16 protein-coding genes and 1 tRNA gene are annotated in these 17,387 nt (G+C 70.2%); 9 read left to right on the plus strand and 8 right to left on the minus strand.

What is annotated here, in order from left to right; all coding sequences use genetic code 11:
• Positions 1-44: 44 nt before the first annotated feature.
• From RV986_RS30825 to RV986_RS30845, 5 genes are all read right to left on the minus strand, one after another.
• Positions 45-668 carry a hypothetical protein gene (locus RV986_RS30825; protein ID WP_475920508.1) on the minus strand — a complete coding sequence of 208 codons (624 nt, stop codon included), beginning with the start codon at positions 666-668 and terminating at the stop codon, positions 45-47.
• A gap of 189 nt (positions 669-857) precedes the next feature.
• Positions 858-1,691, minus strand: a complete 834-nt coding sequence (locus RV986_RS30830) for an S-methyl-5'-thioadenosine phosphorylase (protein WP_475920509.1) — start codon at positions 1,689-1,691, stop codon at positions 858-860.
• Between the two features lie 114 nt (positions 1,692-1,805).
• A complete protein-coding gene (locus tag RV986_RS30835) occupies positions 1,806-2,141 on the minus strand; it encodes an FmdB family zinc ribbon protein (protein WP_475920510.1) in 336 nt (111 codons plus the stop codon).
• A gap of 68 nt (positions 2,142-2,209) precedes the next feature.
• Positions 2,210-3,433: an MFS transporter gene (locus RV986_RS30840; RefSeq protein WP_475924494.1), complete on the minus strand. Its 1,224-nt coding sequence runs from the start codon at positions 3,431-3,433 to the stop codon at positions 2,210-2,212.
• A 348-nt stretch (positions 3,434-3,781) separates the two neighbouring features.
• Positions 3,782-5,311: a potassium/proton antiporter gene (locus tag RV986_RS30845; protein WP_475920511.1), complete on the minus strand. Its 1,530-nt coding sequence runs from the start codon at positions 5,309-5,311 to the stop codon at positions 3,782-3,784.
• 305 nt (positions 5,312-5,616) lie between these two features.
• Between RV986_RS30845 and RV986_RS30850 the strand changes: the two genes are divergently transcribed.
• Complete coding sequence (locus RV986_RS30850; protein ID WP_475920512.1) at positions 5,617-8,376, plus strand: penicillin acylase family protein; 2,760 nt, start codon at positions 5,617-5,619, stop codon at positions 8,374-8,376.
• Between the two features lie 88 nt (positions 8,377-8,464).
• Here the strand turns inward: RV986_RS30850 and RV986_RS30855 are convergent, their stop codons facing one another.
• A complete protein-coding gene (locus tag RV986_RS30855; RefSeq protein WP_475920513.1) occupies positions 8,465-9,040 on the minus strand; it encodes a 5-formyltetrahydrofolate cyclo-ligase in 576 nt (191 codons plus the stop codon).
• 134 nt (positions 9,041-9,174) lie between these two features.
• Between RV986_RS30855 and galU the strand changes: the two genes are divergently transcribed.
• From galU to RV986_RS30890, 7 genes are all read left to right on the plus strand, one after another.
• Entirely contained in the window at positions 9,175-10,077 is a 903-nt protein-coding gene (gene galU, locus RV986_RS30860) for a UTP--glucose-1-phosphate uridylyltransferase GalU (protein WP_475920514.1), read from the plus strand.
• A 4-nt stretch (positions 10,078-10,081) separates the two neighbouring features.
• Positions 10,082-11,404, plus strand: coding sequence for a molybdotransferase-like divisome protein Glp (gene glp, locus RV986_RS30865; protein ID WP_475920515.1), 1,323 nt, complete (start codon positions 10,082-10,084; stop codon positions 11,402-11,404).
• 96 nt (positions 11,405-11,500) lie between these two features.
• Positions 11,501-11,980 carry a cyclic pyranopterin monophosphate synthase MoaC gene (moaC, locus tag RV986_RS30870; RefSeq protein ID WP_475920516.1) on the plus strand — a complete coding sequence of 160 codons (480 nt, stop codon included), beginning with the start codon at positions 11,501-11,503 and terminating at the stop codon, positions 11,978-11,980.
• Positions 11,977-12,489: a MogA/MoaB family molybdenum cofactor biosynthesis protein gene (locus RV986_RS30875; protein ID WP_475920517.1), complete on the plus strand. Its 513-nt coding sequence runs from the start codon at positions 11,977-11,979 to the stop codon at positions 12,487-12,489. Before moaC ends, RV986_RS30875 begins: the two co-directional genes overlap by 4 nt.
• A gap of 26 nt (positions 12,490-12,515) precedes the next feature.
• Positions 12,516-13,124: a GNAT family N-acetyltransferase gene (locus RV986_RS30880; protein WP_475920518.1), complete on the plus strand. Its 609-nt coding sequence runs from the start codon at positions 12,516-12,518 to the stop codon at positions 13,122-13,124.
• Positions 13,125-13,319: 195 nt separating this feature from the next.
• Positions 13,320-14,657 (plus strand): divisome protein SepX/GlpR, encoded by a 1,338-nt coding sequence (gene sepX, locus RV986_RS30885; protein WP_475920519.1) that lies wholly within the window; start codon positions 13,320-13,322, stop codon positions 14,655-14,657.
• 151 nt (positions 14,658-14,808) lie between these two features.
• Positions 14,809-14,882: transfer RNA gene (locus RV986_RS30890), tRNA-Ala, on the plus strand.
• A gap of 378 nt (positions 14,883-15,260) precedes the next feature.
• Here the strand turns inward: RV986_RS30890 and RV986_RS30895 are convergent.
• Complete coding sequence (locus RV986_RS30895; protein ID WP_475920520.1) at positions 15,261-15,806, minus strand: hypothetical protein; 546 nt, start codon at positions 15,804-15,806, stop codon at positions 15,261-15,263.
• Between the two features lie 123 nt (positions 15,807-15,929).
• Positions 15,930-16,415: a GNAT family N-acetyltransferase gene (locus tag RV986_RS30900; RefSeq protein WP_475920521.1), complete on the minus strand. Its 486-nt coding sequence runs from the start codon at positions 16,413-16,415 to the stop codon at positions 15,930-15,932.
• Positions 16,416-16,473: 58 nt separating this feature from the next.
• Here RV986_RS30900 and xth point away from each other — a divergent pair, with 58 nt between their 5' ends.
• Positions 16,474-17,277, plus strand: coding sequence for an exodeoxyribonuclease III (gene xth, locus RV986_RS30905; RefSeq protein WP_475920522.1), 804 nt, complete (start codon positions 16,474-16,476; stop codon positions 17,275-17,277).
• Positions 17,278-17,387 lie beyond the last annotated feature (110 nt).

Here is a 17,387-nt window from a genome sequence, read left to right on the forward strand (position 1 = left end):
CTCTGCCGAAGGACTTGACACCGATTCGATACGCGGCGCGGCGCTCAGCACAGCGTCACGGCCAGCCGTGCCGTCGTACCCGCGCCGGCCAGCCGCGCCGCCGTGGGCCGGGGCACGGAGAGCACGATCAGCGCCCCGGTCTCGTCGGCGGCGAAGTCCGGCACCGCGGTCACCCGCGCCCCGGTCGCGACCACGCGCCCCGCGCTCCCGCCGTCCGCCGCGACCACATCGACCCGGTCGCCCGGCCTGAGCAGCCGTACCGCACCCGCGTCGGCGATCCGCACCGGCGCCGCCACCATCTCGACCGCGCGTCGCCCACGTACGGAGGCGGAGGCGGGCGAGGAAGAGGAAGGGGAAGTGGAAGAGGTGGATGAGGGGGAGGACTTGGACGTGGACGTGGACGTGGACGTGGATGTGGATCGGGGCGGGGGCGCGGCCGTTGGATGCCCGCGTGTCCGTCCCATGTCACCAGGACCCGCCGCGACGAGGGCCGCCGCTGTGACCGCGAGCCCCGCGGCCACCGCCCGCCGCCTGTGCCGGGCGAGGGCGCGTGGCCGATACCGCCCGCCGCGCACCCGCACGGGAGCGAACTGCGGCACCTCGCGGGTCGCGGGAGCATCCACGCCGGGCGGACGTACGAGATCGGTGAGAGGGGACAGCTGAGCCATGGGGACCACCACCTGCGACGAGAGATCGGCTTGCGATCCCACGATGCGGTCTCGTGGCGGATCCCGCTGGAGCCCGTGGACTACCGACGAGTTGTGGACAACTCCCTCACCCGAACGAGAAGTTCCGCAAGTGCTGCAAGTGCTGCAAGTGCCGCAAGTTCCCCAAGGTGCGTCTCGTCGCGGCGGCCGTCACGGCAGCTCGAACCCCGGATCCATCCCGCCCAGCGCCGTGGTGCACAGACAGTCCCGCGTCCCGTTCTCCGGCAGCGCGGCCACCGCGTCGAACAGCACACCCCGCAGCCGGTCCACGTTCGCCGCGAACACCTTCAGCACATCGTCGTGCGAGACGCCCTCGCCGGTCTCCGCGCCCGCGTCGAGGTCGGTGACCAGGGTCAACGAGGTGTAGCAGAGCTCCAGTTCACGGGCGACCGCGGCCTCGGGGTGGCCGGTCATGCCCACCACGGACCAGCCCTGTGCCTGGTGCCACAGCGACTCGGCGCGGGTGGAGAACCGCGGCCCCTCGACCACCACGAGCGTGCCGCCGTCCACCGGCTCCCAGTCCCGCCCGCGCGCCGCTTCGAGGGCGGCCTTGCGGCCGACGGGGCAGTAGGGGTCGGCCAGCGACACATGCACCACGTTGGGCACCGTGCCGTCCGGCAGCGGCAGCCCGTCGAAGAACGTCTGCGGCCGGGCCTTCGTCCGGTCGACCATCTGGTCCGGCACGAGCAGCGTTCCCGGCCCGTACTCGGGTCGCAGACCGCCCACCGCGCAGGGCCCGAGGATCTGGCGGGCGCCGACGGAACGCAGCGCCCAGAGGTTCGCCCGGTAGTTGATGCGGTGTGGCGGCAGATGGTGACCGCGGCCGTGGCGGGGGAGGAAGGCGACCCTGCGCCCGGCGATCTCGCCGAGGAAGAGGGAGTCGCTGGGCGGCCCGTAGGGCGTGTCGACCTGTATCTCGGTCACGTCGTCGAGGAAGGAGTAGAAGCCCGAGCCGCCGATGACACCGATCTCTGCGTTCGCCATGACGAGCACAGTAGCGGGGACCTCGGCCGCTCCGGAAACGCCGGAGGCCCTGCCGTCGTACGACGGCAGGGTCCCCGCGAGAAGGTCCTGAGCGGTTGTGGAGCTGCTGGGGCTCTACGCGGCCGAGCTGCTGCTCGACGAGCCGCTGCCCGACGACTTCGAGTCCGACGAGGACGACGAGGTCGTCGACGAAGAAGACGAAGACGACGACGAGGACGACGGTGTCGAAGAAGCCGAGGGCTTGGACGACGCCGGCGAGCTGGTCGACGAGGAGCTGCGGCTGTCATTGCGGTAGAAGCCGGAGCCCTTGAAGACAATGCCGACGGCCGAGAACACCTTCTTCAGGCGGCCACCGCAGTTGGGGCACTCGGTCAGGGCATCGTCGGTGAACTTCTGCACCGCCTCGAGGCCCTCGCCACACTCGGTGCACTGGTACTGGTAGGTCGGCACTTGTCTTCCTCCTGGCACTCTCACTCAATGAGTGCTAACGACGGTCCATACTGACGTATTCCGCGAGATCAGTCCACTGTCACCGGCGCTCGGTGACCGACGCCACGTGCGACGGTCCGCCCGGCGGCCCGTGTGGCCAGGTGTGAGCGCAGGGTCAGCAGGGTCGCCAGAGCCAGTGCCGTACCGGCCGCCGGGACCAGGAATCCGGCGCCGTCCCAGAGGCGGTCCTCCAGCTGTCCGGCGACCGTGACGGCCGCCGCCTGGCCGAGCGCGACGGCGCCGGTCAGCCAGGTGAAGGCCTCGGTGCGGGCGCCCGCCGGGACCAGACCCTCGACCAGGGTGTAGCCGGTGATCAGGGCCGGAGCGATGCACATGCCGACCAGGAGGCCGATCCCGGCGAGCACGACCACGGAGTGGGCGGCCCACAGCCCGGACGCGGCGAGCGCCAGGGCGACGTACCCGACGACGAGCCGCCGCTGCGGGGCCACCTTCCAGGCGATGGCGCCGCAGACGATGCCGGAGAGCATGTTGCCGGCGGCGAAGACGCCGTACAGGACGCCGTTCAGACCGGGCTCGCCGATGGACTCGCTGAACGCGGCGAGCGAGACCTGCATGCCGCCGAAGACGGAGCCGATGCCCAGGAAGGTCGCGATCAGCACGCGCACTCCGGGGACCCGCAGCGCGGAAGTGTGCGCCTCGCGCGCGTGGCCGGCGGGAGCGACGGCGGGCTGGGTGCTCCTCTGCGCGGCGAAGAGGAGACCGCCGATCAGGGTCAGCCCGGCCTCGGTCAGCAGGCCCGCGGCCGGGTGCACGGCGGTGCACAGCGCCGTGGCGAGCAGCGGACCGAACACGAAGGTCAGCTCGTCCGTGACGGACTCGAAGGCCGCCGCGGTGGTCATCAGGGGCGAGTCCTGCAGTTTCACACCCCAGCGGGCGCGCACCATGGGCCCGACCTGCGGCACCGAGGCCCCGGTCGGCACGGCGGCGGCGAAAAGGGCCCACAAGGGGGCGCCCGTCAGCGCGAGCGCCGTCAAGGAGAGGCCGGACAGGGCATGCACCAGGACGCCGGGCAGCAGGACGGCCCGCTGCCCGTGGCGGTCGGCGAGACGGCCGGTGAAGGGCGCGAACAGTGCCATGGAGACACCGGTGACGGCGGCGACGGCGCCGGCGGTCCCGTACGAGCCGGTGGTGTGCTGGACGAGGAGCACGAGGGAGATGGTCAGCATCGCGAACGGCTGACGTGCCGCGAAGCCGGGGAGCAGGAAATGCCAGGCGCCCGGGGTGCGCAGCAGGTGCCTGTACCCTGGGCGGTCACCCTGTTGGTCGGGAGGGACCGTGGATGCGGCGGCCCTGGCCTTTCTGCCGCCTGTTGACGCCCTCACCTGCTCGGCAGGCGATTCTGGTCCGCACCGTTTGGCGATGCCACCGCGGGTTCCTGCTTCACAGGCCCTTGCCCTCCCCCGAGGGGGACTGGTCTTACGTGGGTCTCCACAAGCGTTACTTTCCGCCCGTCCGGCGGTAGGTCCAACAGGCGTGCTGTCGGACAAGTCGAACTTACCGCTGATGCTCGGCTCCTATACACGAAAGCGCATCACTCCATCCCGAGGAGTGGCACTTCGACCTAAGGTACGACACACCCGCTAATGGTCACTCCCCGCCGTCCCCAGCCAGCCCGCCAGCTTGCCCCCGTGGCCCACGGCGCGCAGCCGCCGTTCGGCCGCGTCCCGGACCGGGTCGGTGGCCACCACGAGCAACTCGTCGCCGCGCCGCAGGACGGTCGTGGGCAGCGGTACGAAGGACGTCCCGTCGCGTACGACGAGCGTGACGGCGGCGCCCGCGGGCAGCCGCAGTTCGGCCACCTCGACGCCGTGCATGCGCGAGCCCTTCGGGATCGCGACGGACAGCAGGTGGCCGCGCAGCCGCTCCAGGGGTGCCGACTCGATCCCCAGGTCGGCGGGCCCTTCGGATTCGCCCAGCCGCAGCTTCCGGGCCAGCCAGGGCAGTGTGGGGCCCTGGATGAGGGTGTAGACGACGACCAGCACGAAGACGATGTTGAAGATCCGGCGGCTCTCCCCGATGCCGCTCACCATCGGGATGGTCGCCAGGATGATGGGCACGGCGCCGCGCAGGCCCGCCCAGGACATCAGCGTCTGCTCCTGCCACGGCACGCGGAAGGGCAGCAGGCCGACCAGGACGCTCAGTGGCCGCGCGACCATGGTGAGCACCAGGCCGATGACGAGGGCCGGCACGATGTCGTCGCCCATCTCGTGCGGCGTGACCAGCAGGCCGAGCAGGACGAACATGCCGATCTGGGCGATCCAGCCGAGTCCTTCGGCGAAGCCGCGGGTGGCGGGCCAGTGCGGCAGTTTGGCGTTGCCGAGCATCATCGACGCGAGGTACACGGCGAGGAAGCCGCTGCCGTGCGCGAGCGCTCCGGCGGCGTAGGCCGTGACCGCGATGGCCATCACGGCGATCGGGTAGAGGCCGGAGGCGGGCAGCGCCACGTGCCGCAGCCCCCAGGAGCCGAGCCAGCCCACCGCGAGGCCGACGGCCGCGCCGATGGCCAGCTCCAGGGTTATCTCGCCCAGCAGCACGTACCAGTGCTCCACGGGGCCCGGCTTGCAGAACGCCACGACGAGGATGACCACCGGGGCGTCGTTGAAGCCCGACTCGGCCTCCAGGACGCCCGTCACGCGCGCGGGGAGGGGCAGTTTGCGCAGGACGGAGAAGACCGCCGCCGCGTCCGTCGAGGACACCACCGCACCGATGATGAGCGCCTGCCGCCATTCCAGGCCGATCAGGTAGTGGGCGCCCGCGGCCGTCACCCCCACGCTCACCGCGATGCCGACCAGTGCCAGTGAGGTGGCGGCGGGAAGGGCGGGCTTGATCTCCTTCCACTTCGTGCCGAGGCCGCCCTCGGCCAGGATCACGACCAGGGCCGCGTACCCGATGACCTGGGTCAGCTCGGCGTTGTTGAAGTGGACATTGCCGACCCCGTCCTGGCCCATGGCGATGCCGATGCCGAGGTAGACGAGCAGGCTGGGGAGCCCGCTGCGCGAAGAGATACGAACCGCCGCCACCGCGACGAGCAGAACGAGCGAGCAGACGAGCAGGAGCTGGTTGAGGTGGTGGACAGTCAGCGGCTGTTCCCTTCTGGCCAATCCGGGCACTGGATTCGAACGTGTCGATGTGAACCCGTCGATTCGATCCGAACGCGTCGGTGTGAACACGCCGATTCGATGCGGACGCGTCGATCCGAGCACGTCGATCCGAACACCCGAAGTCGGTACATGAGTCCAAGTACTTCGTTACCTTATCTAACTCTTGACGCTTTCTTGACACTCCCGGGGCTGAGATCGAACGCTCGTCCGTCTCGGTACCCGACTCCGCGTCAAGGCGCGTCGGGCCCTGCGCCTATGGTTGCTCCAGCACTCCAGGACCGCCTGCCGCTCGCGTTAGGACAGCAAGGACAGCGATGCCCCCGAACACCACCGCCTCTTCCGGCCAGAAGCCGGGCAAGTCCGGCAGGAAGAAGGGGCGCAGAGCCCGACTGGTCCTGATCGTCCTGGTTCTGGCCGTCATCGGAGGCGTGGCCTTCGGCGGGTACTGGGGCGTGAGCACGGTCCGAGCCTCCTTCCCGCAGACGACGGGCTCCCTGACCCTCGACGGGCTGTCGGGGACTGTCGACGTCAAGCGCGACGGCTACGGGATCCCGCAGATCTACGCCTCCTCCGACGAGGACCTCTTCATGGCGCAGGGCTACGTCCAGGCGCAGGACCGGTTCTACGAGATGGACGTGCGCCGTCACATGACCTCGGGCCGGCTGTCCGAGATGTTCGGCAAGAGCCAGGTCGAGAACGACGAATTCCTGCGCACACTGGGCTGGGGCCGGGTCGCCGAGGAGGAGTACGACAAGAAGCTGTCGGCCTCCACGAAGAAGTACCTGCAGGCGTACGCCAAGGGAGTCAATGCCTACCTGAAGGGCAAGGACGGCAAGGACATCTCCCTGGAGTACGCGGCCCTTGGTTTCACCAACGACTACAAGCCCCAGGAGTGGACCCCGGTCGACTCGATCGCGTGGCTGAAGGCGATGGCCTGGGACCTGCGCGGCAACATGCAGGACGAGATCGACCGGTCCCTGATGACCAGCCGCCTCGGCCCGAAGCAGATCGCCGACCTGTACCCGGACTATCCCTACAGCCGGAACAAGGCGATCACCCAGGAGGGCGAGTACGACAGCGTCACGGAGTCGTACGTCCAGGGCAGCGGCACGACGTCGGACGCCACGCAGTCCACGACGGGCACCGGGCTGGCGGGCGACGCCGCCGCTCCCGACGGTCTGCAGAGCCAGCTCTCCAAGCTCTACGACGTCCTCGACGACGTGCCCACCGCCGTCGGCGTGAACGGCAACGGCATCGGCTCCAATTCGTGGGTCGTCGCGGGCTCCCACACCATCACCGGCAAGCCGCTGCTGGCCAACGATCCGCACCTGTCGCCCTCGCTGCCCTCGGTCTGGTACCAGATGGGCCTGCACTGCACCGCCGTCTCCAGCAAGTGCCAGTACGACGTCTCCGGCTACACCTTCGCGGGCATGCCCGGCGTGATAATCGGCCACAACCAGGACATCGCCTGGGGCATGACCAACTCCGGGGCCGACGTCACCGACCTCTACCTGGAGAAGATCACCGGCGAGGGCTACCAGTACGACGGCAAGGTGCTGCCCTTCACCACCCGCAAGGAAACGATCAAGGTCGCGGGCGGTACGAGCAAGACGATCGTCGTCCGGGAGACCATCAGCGGCCCGCTGCTCTCCGACCGCGACGACGAACTGGTCAAGGTCGGCAAGAAGGCCACCGTCGACGCCGCGGCGCCCGACCGGGGCGACGGCTACGCCATGGCGCTGCGCTGGACCGCCCTGGACCCGGGCAACTCCATGGACGCCGTCTTCCAGCTGGACAAGGCGTCGAACTGGTCCGAGTTCCGCAAGGCGTCCGCGTCCTTCGACGTGCCCTCGCAGAACCTGATCTACGCCGACACCGAGGGCCACATCGGCTACCAGCTGCCGGGCAGGATCCCGACCCGCGCCAGCGGCGACGACGGTTCGCTCCCGGCGCCCGGCTGGGACTCCAAGTACAAGTGGACCGGCTACATCAAGCAGAAAGAGCTGCCCTTCGAGTACGACCCGAAGCGCGGCTACATCGTCACCGCCAACCAGGCGGTCGTCGACAAGGACAAGTACCCCTACACGCTCACCACGGACTGGGGCTACGGCACGCGCAGCCAGCGGATCGCCGATCTCATCGAGTCGAAGATCAAGGGCGGCGGCAAGATCTCGACCGACGACATGCGCCAGATGCAGCTCGACAACAGCAGCGAGATCGCCAAGCTGATCGTGCCCAAGCTGCTCAAGCTCGACATCGCCGACAAGCACGTCCGCGAGGCGCAGAAGCTCCTCGAAGGCTGGGACTACACCCAGGACGCCGACTCCGCGGCGGCCGCGTACTTCAACTCGGTCTGGCGCAACATCCTCAAGCTCGCCTTCGGCAACAAGCTGCCCAAGGAGCTGCGGGTCAAGGGCCAGTGCCTGTACGTCGACCCGGTGAACACCACCGGTCCCGCGGACCAGGACCAGAAGGTGCTGGAGTGCGGTCAGCGTGACGCGGACCAGGCGCAGCCGGACGGCGGCGACCGCTGGTTCGAGGTGATCCGCAAGATCATCGACGACCAGGACAACGACTGGTGGAAGGCGCCCAAGACGCGCCTGGACACGGCAACCAACACCCGGGACGAGCTGTTCGGGCGGGCCATGAAGGACGCCCGCTGGGAGCTGACCGCCAAGCTCGGCAAGGACATGGACACCTGGAGCTGGGGCCGGCTGCACCGCCTGTTCCTGAAGAACCAGACGCTGGGCACCGAAGGCCCCGGCGCCCTGCAGTACATGCTCAACCGCGGCCCCTGGAAGCTCAGCGGCGGCGAGGCGACGGTCAACGCGACCGGCTGGAACGCCGCGGGCGGCTACAGCGTGGTCTGGGTGCCGTCCATGCGGATGGTGGTCAACCTCGACGACTTCGACAAGTCCAAGTGGATCAACCTCTCCGGCGCCTCCGGGCACGCCTACAGCGCCCACTACACCGACCAGACGGACAAGTGGGCCAAGGGCGAGCTGCTGTCCTGGTCCTTCTCGGGCAAGGCGGTCGACAAGAGCACGAGCGACACGCTGACGCTGAAGCCGTGAGCCACTGACGACGACAGCGGGAAAGGGCCCTCCACGCACGCGTGGAGGGCCCTTTCCCGCACCCGGGTCCGTCGGCCGGGCCCGGGTGTCAGCGGAAGCGGCGCAGCCCCGAAGGTGTCACCACCGCGTGCACCGGACGGTCGTGCGGCTGTGCCGGGACCTGCTCGACGACCTCCGCGTCGTACAGGAGCACCACGAGCGCCGGATCGGCCCCCGCGCGTTCCAGGCGGGCCAGCACGCGGTCGTACGAGCCGCCGCCGCGCCCCAGGCGCATCCCGCGCCGGTCCACCGCCAGGCCGGGCAGCAGGACGGCGTCGGCCTCCTGGACGGCCCCGGGGCCGAGCCGCTCGCCGGCGGGCTCCAAGAGGGCCATCTTCCCGCCGTGTTGGACGCGCGCGAGGGAGTCCTCTCCGGCGTACGCGCCCCAGTCCAGGTCGTTGTCCGCCATGAGAACCGGCAGCAGCACCCGCACCCCGCGCGCGCGGAGCGCGTCCAGGAGTGCGAGAGTGCCCGGCTCGCTCCCCACCGAGACGTACGCCGCCACCGTGCGCGCCTGCGCCAGCTCCGGCAGCTCCAAGGCGCGCACGGCCAGGGCCGCGGCTGTTTCCCGCAGGTCATGGGGTGTCAACCTGTTTCTCACCGCAAGGAATCCTCGGCGCAACATTTGCTTGTCAGGCTCTGCTTCACGTCCCACGTGGCTCACTGATCGCTCCCGTACCGTTCCTTATGCGCTCATATGAGAGTTAATTAAGGTGGAGCAACAGATTCCCCTCATAGCCACCGGTTATGGTTACGGCCATGACTGAGTCGCACCCCAGGATCAGCAAGGCTGTCATCCCCGCAGCAGGCCTCGGCACCCGGTTCCTGCCGGCCACCAAAGCCACTCCCAAGGAGATGCTGCCGGTCGTCGACAAGCCGGCGATCCAGTACGTGGTCGAAGAGGCCGCGTCGGCGGGTCTCGACGACGTCCTGATGATCACGGGCCGCAACAAGCGCCCCCTCGAGGACCACTTCGACCGCAATTATGAGCTGGAGTCGGCCCTCCAGAAGAAGGGCGACGCCGACCGCCTCGCCAAGGTCCAGGAGTCCAGTGACCTCGCCACCATGCACTACGTGCGACAGGGCGACCCCAAGGGCCTCGGCCACGCCGTGCTCTGCGCGGCTCCGCACGTCGGCCACGAGCCCTTCGCGGTGCTCCTGGGTGACGACCTGATCGACCCGCGCGACCCCCTGCTCGCCCGCATGGTCGAGGTCCAGGAGCGGCACGGCGGCAGCGTCATCGCGCTGATGGAGGTGGAGCCCGAGCAGATCCACCTCTACGGGTGCGCGGCGGTGGAGACCACCGACGAGGGCGACCTGGTGCGGGTGACGGGTCTGGTCGAGAAGCCGGACCCGGTGGACGCGCCCAGCAACTACGCGATCATCGGGCGCTACGTCCTCGACCCGCACATCTTCGGCATCCTGCGCGAGACCGAGCCGGGCCGCGGCGGCGAGATCCAGCTCACCGACGCCCTCCAGCAGCTCGCCCAGGACGAGAAGGTCGGCGGCCCCGTGCACGGCGTCGTCTTCAAGGGCCGCCGCTACGACACCGGCGACCGCGGCGACTATCTGCGTGCCATTGTCAGACTCGCGTGCGAACGTGAAGACCTGGGCCCGGACTTCCGGACCTGGCTTCGCAGTTACGTAGCCGAGGAGATGTAGCAATTTGAGCAGCGCCGCGACCCGCGTCACCGGCCAGGACCATCTGTGGTCGGTGACCGAGCACCTGGAGGACATCCTCGCGACCGTCCGCCCCCTCGAACCCATCGAGCTGCAACTCCTCGACGCCCAGGGCTGCGTCCTGGTCGAGGACGTCACGGTGCCGGTCTCCCTGCCGCCGTTCGACAACAGCTCGATGGACGGGTACGCGGTCCGGGTCGCCGATGTCGCGGGCGCGAGCGAGGAGTACCCGGCGGCCCTGACGGTTGTCGGCGATGTCGCGGCGGGCCAGGCCGAGCAGCCCCACGTGGGCCCCGGCCAGGCAGCCCGGATCATGACCGGCGCCCCGCTGCCGCCCGGCGCCGAGGCCGTCGTCCCGGTGGAGTGGACCGACGGCGGCCTGGGTGAGGGCCTGGTCTCGGGGATGCGTGCCCACAGCGCCGCCCCCGAGGGCGCCTCCGGCCAGGTGCACGTCCACCGCCCGGCCGAGGCACGCGCGCATGTACGCGCGAAGGGCAGCGATGTGAAGGCCGGCGACCGCGCCCTCGACGCCGGCACCATCCTCGGCCCGCCGCAGATCGGCCTGCTCGCCGCGATCGGCCGCGGCACCGTACGCGTGCGTCCGCGCCCGCGCGTGGTCGTCCTGTCCACCGGCAGTGAACTCGTCCAGCCCGACGAGCCCTTGGGCACCGGCCAGATCTACGACTCCAACAGCTTCGCCCTGTGCGCCGCCGCCCGCGACGCCGGGGCCATCGCCTACCGCGTGGGCGCGGTCTCCGACGACGCCGAGACGCTCCGCTCCGCCATCGAGGACCAGCTCGTCCGCGCGGACCTGCTGGTCACCACGGGCGGCGTGAGCGTCGGCGCGTACGACGTCGTCAAGGAGGCCCTGTCCTCCGTGGGCGACGAGGACGAGGCGGGCAGCGGCATCGATTTCCGCAAGCTGGCGATGCAGCCCGGCAAGCCCCAGGGCTTCGGCTCCATCGGCCCCGAGCACACCCCCCTGCTCGCCCTCCCGGGCAACCCCGTCTCGTCGTACGTCTCCTTCGAGCTGTTCGTCCGTCCCGCGATCCGCACCCTGATGGGTCTGGAGGACGTCCACCGTCCCACCACCCGGGCGACCCTGGAGACGGAAAAGGCGCTGACCTCGCCCGATGGCCGCCGGCAGTTCCTGAGGGGGAGACACGCCGACGGCAAGGTGACCCCCGTCGGCGGCGCCGGATCCCACCTGGTCGCGGCCCTCGCGCAGGCCGACGCGCTGATCGTCGTCCCCGAGGACGTCACCTCGGTCGAGCCCGGCACCGAGGTCGAGGTGGTCCTGCTCGGCTGAGCGCCCGGAGGCCAGGAGGGTCCTGCTCCGCTGTACGCCCCGAGTTGGCGGTACCGTGTCGCGCACAACAGGCCCGACCGGGAGCGCCGCGCAGACATGAGTACGCAGGATCGACTGACCCATATCGACGAGGCGGGCGCCGCCCGTATGGTCGACGTCTCCGGGAAGGACGTGACCGCGCGCACCGCCCGCGCCAGCGGCCGCGTCCTGGTGTCCCCCCGCGTGGTCGAGCTGCTGCGCGGCGAGGGGGTCCCCAAGGGGGACGCTCTGGCCACCGCGCGCATCGCGGGCATCATGGGCGCCAAGCGCACCCCCGATCTGATCCCGCTGTGCCACCCGTTGTCGGTGTCGGGTGTCAAGCTGGATCTGTCGGTCGCGGACGACGCCGTCGAGATCCTCGCCACCGTGAAGACCACCGACCGTACGGGCGTCGAGATGGAGGCCCTCACCGCGGTCAGCGTGGCGGCCCTCACCGTGATCGACATGGTCAAGGCGGTCGACAAGGGGGCGGTCATCACGGACGTACGGGTGGAAGAGAAGACGGGCGGGAAGTCGGGCGACTGGAGTCGGTCATGACGGCGCCGTCGTACCGAGCGCTCGTGGTCACCGCGTCGAACAGAGCCGCCGCCGGGGTCTACGAGGACAAGGGCGGCCCCTTGATCGCCGAGGGGCTGGCGTCGTACGGCTTCGAGGTCGAAGGCCCCCAGGTGGTGCCGGACGGCGACCCCGTCGAGGCGGCGCTGCGCGCGGGCGTCGACGCCGGGTACGACGTGATCGTGACGACGGGCGGTACGGGGATATCACCCACCGACCGGACGCCCGAGGCGACCCGGCGCGTGCTCGATCACGAGGTGCCGGGCATTCCGGAGGCCATCAGGGCGTTCGGAAGGGAGAAGGTGCCCACGGCGGCGCTGTCCCGGGGGCTCGCCGGAGTCGCGGGACGGACGCTGATCGTCAACCTGCCGGGCTCCACCGGTGGGGTGAAGGACGGCCTGGCCGTCCTGGAGCCCCTTCTGGCCCACGCCGTCGACCAACTCCGCGGCGGAGACCACCCCAGACCCAGCGGCAGTGGGGGTGTGAGCTGAACAGCCCAGCCTGGCCCGTCGAACTGGTGGACGGCGATGTCGTCCTCCGGCCCATAAAGGTGCGCGATCAGCGGGCCTGGCGCGAGGTGAACCGGCGCAACCGGGACTGGCTGCGGCCGTGGGAGGCGACGATCCCGCCGCCCACCCCCAGCGGCCCGATAGCGCACCGGCCGACCTACCGCCAGATGGTCCGGCATCTGCGTGCCGAGGCCAACGCGGGCCGGATGCTGCCCTTCGTGATCGAGTACCAGGGCCGTCTCGTCGGCCAGCTGACCGTCGCCGGGATCACCTGGGGATCGATGTGCTCCGGGCACATCGGCTACTGGGTGGACCAGGGGGTGGCGGGGCGCGGGGTGATGCCGACGGCCGTGGCGCTGGTGACCGACCACTGTTTCCGCACGGTCGGACTGCACCGCATCGAAGTCTGCATTCGCCCGGAGAACGGGCCGAGCCGTCGGGTCGTGGAGAAACTCGGATTCCGCGAGGAGGGGCTTCGGCCCCGTTATCTCCACATCGACGGTGCCTGGCGGGACCATCTCGTCTTCGCGCTCACCGCGGAAGAGGTGCCCGAGGGGCTTCTCGGGCGCTGGCAGCGGGCACGCTCACAGAACCGGAGCAAGCCGAGTGCGCAGTAAGTGGGCCCACGACCATAAATGAAATGTGTGTTCGAAATTGATCGGTGTGCGATCGGCTCGGGGCATTAAATTCGCGCTCCCGGCACCCTGCTGATCGCATCGGTCACAAAAAAAGCTCGAAATATCAGCCGGATCGTGCGACACACCGGCCCAATTGGCAGATGGCCTCACGCAAACCCCTCTACCGTGTGAGGCGTGAGCAGCAGCGGCCTCATCTACGCAGTCATCGTCGGGGCCTGGGCCGCCTACTTGGTGCCGATGTGGCTCCGTAGGCAGGACGAGCTGAACGAAGCCCGTCCGACGGAACGCTTCAGCACCGCCATCCGGCTGCTGTCCGGACGGGCGGGTATGGAGCGCCGGTACGCCAGGGACCTGCGGGCGCGCTCCACCGAAGAGGGGGAGCCCAGCGCCGATCCGGACGGCGTCACCGACTCGGTGGACGTCCGGGCCTTCGCCATGCCCCCGGCCCGGCGGCAGACCAAAGCCCAACTCCCGCACCCCGCCCAGCCGGAGCCGCAGCAGGCACCGCAGCCCGCCGCCTGGCAGAGTGCCCCGCAGGGCTCCCCGGCGGCCGGCAGACCGGTGCCGCAGCAGTCGGCCAAACCCGCGCACAAGCCGTCGCCGGCGGCGTCGGGCCCGGCGTCGGCATCAGGCCCGGCGTCGAGCTCGCCGACGGGCTCGGCGTCAGGCTCGATGCCGGGAGCGGGCTCGGCCAAGTCGGCGGGCTCGCAGGCTCCGGCCGCGCGGCGGGCTTCCGCGGCGGAGGCCGCGGCGCGCGCCCGGCGCTCGAAGGTGCTCGCGCGCCGTCGGCGCACGACGGTGATGCTCTTCCTCGCCTTCACCCTCGGCACGATCGTGGCGGCCGTCGGGGGGCTCGCGTTCCTGTGGGCGCCCGGCGTGCCCGCCGTGATGCTGAGCTCGTACATCGTGTACCTGCGTGCCCAGGAGCGGCGGCGCTTCACGTACACCATGGACCGGCGCCGGGCCGAGGCCGCGGCGCAGCGGCTGCGGGAGCGGCAGCCGCGCCGGCGGTCCACCCTCGACGCCGGCGCCGACGAGCCCGACGACAGCCCCGAGCCGGAGACCGACCCCGGTCTTTCCGCGCTCGCGGCCGACCGCCGTGCCCTCGTCGAGCAGACCGACCACGCCGAGTGGGTCGACCAGCAGCGCGAGCGTCAGCGGGGCCCTGGCCGCGGTGACAGCTGGGACCCGGTACCGGTGCCGCTGCCGACGTACGTGACCGCGCCGGTCGCGCCGCGGGCCACGTCCAGCGTCGATCTGGGGGCGCCGGACGCGTGGAGTTCCGCGCGCTCCAGCGCCGCCGAGCCGAGCGAGCCGGAGGCGGAGCCCGCCGCCGAGGAGGCTCACGAAGCCGCCGACCCGGCCGACCCCGCCGACCCTGCCGAGACCGTCGACGACGGCCGCAGTGACGCCCGGCGCGCCGCGTCCGCCCGGCGCGCCCGCGAGCGCGGTCGCACCCCGCTGTTCGACCAGTACGAGGACGGCGAACGGCCGCGCGCGGCCAACGAGTGACCATGCACCGGGGGCCGTGTGACCACGCACCGGGACCGGGAGTCGTGTGACCGCGCACGAGCGCCCCGGCTGCCCGGAAGCCCCCGGCTGACCAGCCAGGAACGGATTTCCAAGCACCCGGACGGGGATGCTAGAGTTTCACTCGTTGCAAGGGCCTGTGGCGCAGTCCGGTAGCGCACCTCGTTCGCATCGAGGGGGCCAGGGGTTCGAATCCCCTCAGGTCCACGCAGCTCAAAGCCCCTGTTGGTGATCACCGACAGGGGCTTTGGCATGCCGTGCGGCAGCGAAGTACAGCAACTACTTCCGATCTTGCTTGCCAAGGCGCTTGCCCAGCTTGCGAAGTGCCTGCCGGGTCGATTCTGACGGTACGTACGTTCAGACCTCCGTCGTCACCGCGATCTTGCTGTGCCGAAGGATCTGCATCGCCACCCGCGTGCCACGGCGGATGGTGAACACGTTCCGCGGCTGGCTCGGGGGTTCGTACAAAGGGTGTGTGAGGACGAGGACGCCGTCATGCGCGTCGGATGACCAGCACGGCCACGTCGTCGAGGTGGTCCACCGCGACGGCGGCGTCGAGGACGCGGTCGGCGGTCTGCTCGGCGTTCAGTCCGTCATGGAGGGCTGCGCCGGCCAGGGCAGGACGAAGGCGTCGTACCAGTCTCCGCCGATGTCCAGCCTGTGGCGGCTCGGTCGGTAGCGGGCGGCGACCTCCAGGCCCGCGAGGTGCTCGGGCAGCGTGGGGAGCATGGCCTGCTGCAGCGCCGTGGCCGGCTCGACTCGTGCCTGTTGCAACCTGATACGCCTCAGTGCCTGGCCTGCCAGGTCGGCCAGGTCGGCCAGGTCGGCCAGGTCGGCCAGGTCGGCCAGCGTGCCCATGTGGGTCCACTCATCCAGGGGCGGCCGGTGTCCGCTGGCGTAGAACACCATCCACGTTCCGAGTGGCTGATTGCCGGTCTCAGTGAGGGGGGTGATCGAGACGGGGTAGTCGGAGCCGAGCCGGGCGAGCCACTGAAGTCCGGCTCCATGCGGCCAGCGGCGCATGTAATCCTCGCGGTCGGGGATGAAATACGGCTTGCCGGTGCGGATCGCCTCGGGCAGCGGGCTCGGCTGGTCCAGCCGCAGGCCGTGCAGGGGCTCGACCTCCCGCATGGCGATCCCGGCATCGGTGGCGACACGCAGGCGGCCTTCGTCGACACGGCAACCTCGATGGCCACCATCAACCCGTGCTGCCTCTTGCAAGCCATCTGGCCAGCCCGACAGGCGTCTGCCTCCTCAGTGAGCGGTCAGCGGCTTGGCGTAGCAGAGGCTCAGTTCGTCGAAGCGGTAGTGGCCGAACTTGGCGCAGGGCTCGTAGCCGCTGGAGAAGTAGAGGGCGACCGCCTCGGGCTGCTTGGTGCCGGTCTCCAGGACCATGCGGGTGCGGCCGGCCGCGCGGGCGTCCTCCTCCAGGGCGGCCAGGATGCGGCGGGCGAGCCCGCGGCCGCGGGCCTGTGGGGTCACATACATGCGCTTGAGCTCGGCGTCGCCGTCCGCGTACCCCTCGTCGTTCTTGTCCTGGGTGCGCCAGCCGCCGGAAGCTATCGGGCGGTCCCGCTCGTCGTAGGCGAGGAGGTACAGGCCCAGTGGCGGCCTGAACATCGACGCGTCGAGCGGTGTGACATCCCCCTCGTCGCCGTAGCGCTCGGCGTATTCGGCCTGCACCTGGTCGTTGAGCTTGACGGCATCGGGGTGGTCGAAGGGGACCGTGCGGATACTCATGCGTTTCAGCGTACATCTATGCATACGCTGAGTGGAACGGATTAAGTATCGTGCCCTGGTGCTGACTGTTACCTCTGTGAACGTGAATGGACTTCGGGCCGCCGCGAAGAAGGGTTTCGTCGAGTGGCTCGCGGAGACCTCCGCGGACGTGCTCTGCCTCCAGGAGGTACGGGCCGAGCCCGGGCAACTGCCCGAGGAGGTGCGGGCGCCCGAGGGATGGCACGTCGTGCACGCGCCCGCCGCCGCCAAGGGGCGCGCGGGGGTCTCGCTGTACACCCGGCGTGAGCCCGAGCGTGTGCGGATCGGGTTCGGATCGGCGGAGTTCGACTCCAGCGGGCGGTACATCGAGGCCGACCTCCCCGGTGTCACCGTCGCCAGCCTCTACCTGCCCTCCGGCGAGGTCGGGACCGAACGGCAGGACGAGAAGGTCCGGTTCATGGACGAGTTCCTCACCTACCTGAAGGAGCTGCGCGAGCGCGCCGCCGCCGACGGGCGTGAGGTGGTGGTGTGCGGGGACTGGAACATCGCCCACCAGGAAGCCGACCTCAAGAACTGGCGAGCCAACAAGAAGAACTCCGGGTTCCTGCCCGAGGAGCGGGAGTGGCTGGGGCGGGTCCTCGACGAAGGTGACGGGGGGTACGTCGATGTCGTGCGCGCCCTGCACCCGGATGTCGAGGGGCCGTACTCGTGGTGGTCGTACCGCGGTCGGGCCTTCGAGAACGATTCAGGCTGGAGGATCGACCTGGTTGTCGCCACGGCGGGGCTCGCCGGACGTGCGGTCAAGGCGGTCGTGGAGCGGGCTGTCAGCCACGAGGAGCGATGGTCGGACCACGCGCCGGTGACCGTGGTCTTCGAGAGGTGACGGCTGACGGCTGACGGCTGCGGGGTGTGCCGTGTCGGATCGGCACGGTGCAGCCTTCCGGAGTGCCCTTTGCGGACACGAGTAGCGCCCTCGGCGGACACGAGTGTGCG

The organism is Streptomyces sp. RLA012 (assembly GCF_056270325.1).

What these genes read in the sequence shown, in the direction of transcription:
- RV986_RS30875 (WP_475920517.1), top strand. Translation starts at nt 11,977, where the DNA reads ATGACGGCGCCGTCGTACCGAGCGCTCGTGGTCACCGCGTCGAACAGA.
- RV986_RS30855 (WP_475920513.1), bottom strand. Translation starts at nt 9,040, where the DNA reads ATGTTGCGCCGAGGATTCCTTGCGGTGAGAAACAGGTTGACACCCCAT.
- RV986_RS30900 (WP_475920521.1), bottom strand. Translation starts at nt 16,415, where the DNA reads ATGAGTATCCGCACGGTCCCCTTCGACCACCCCGATGCCGTCAAGCTC.
- RV986_RS30850 (WP_475920512.1), top strand. Translation starts at nt 5,617, where the DNA reads ATGCCCCCGAACACCACCGCCTCTTCCGGCCAGAAGCCGGGCAAGTCC.
- moaC (WP_475920516.1), top strand. Translation starts at nt 11,501, where the DNA reads ATGAGTACGCAGGATCGACTGACCCATATCGACGAGGCGGGCGCCGCC.
- RV986_RS30830 (WP_475920509.1), bottom strand. Translation starts at nt 1,691, where the DNA reads ATGGCGAACGCAGAGATCGGTGTCATCGGCGGCTCGGGCTTCTACTCC.
- RV986_RS30825 (WP_475920508.1), bottom strand. Translation starts at nt 668, where the DNA reads ATGGCTCAGCTGTCCCCTCTCACCGATCTCGTACGTCCGCCCGGCGTG.
- RV986_RS30895 (WP_475920520.1), bottom strand. Translation starts at nt 15,806, where the DNA reads ATGCGGGAGGTCGAGCCCCTGCACGGCCTGCGGCTGGACCAGCCGAGC.
- galU (WP_475920514.1), top strand. Translation starts at nt 9,175, where the DNA reads ATGACTGAGTCGCACCCCAGGATCAGCAAGGCTGTCATCCCCGCAGCA.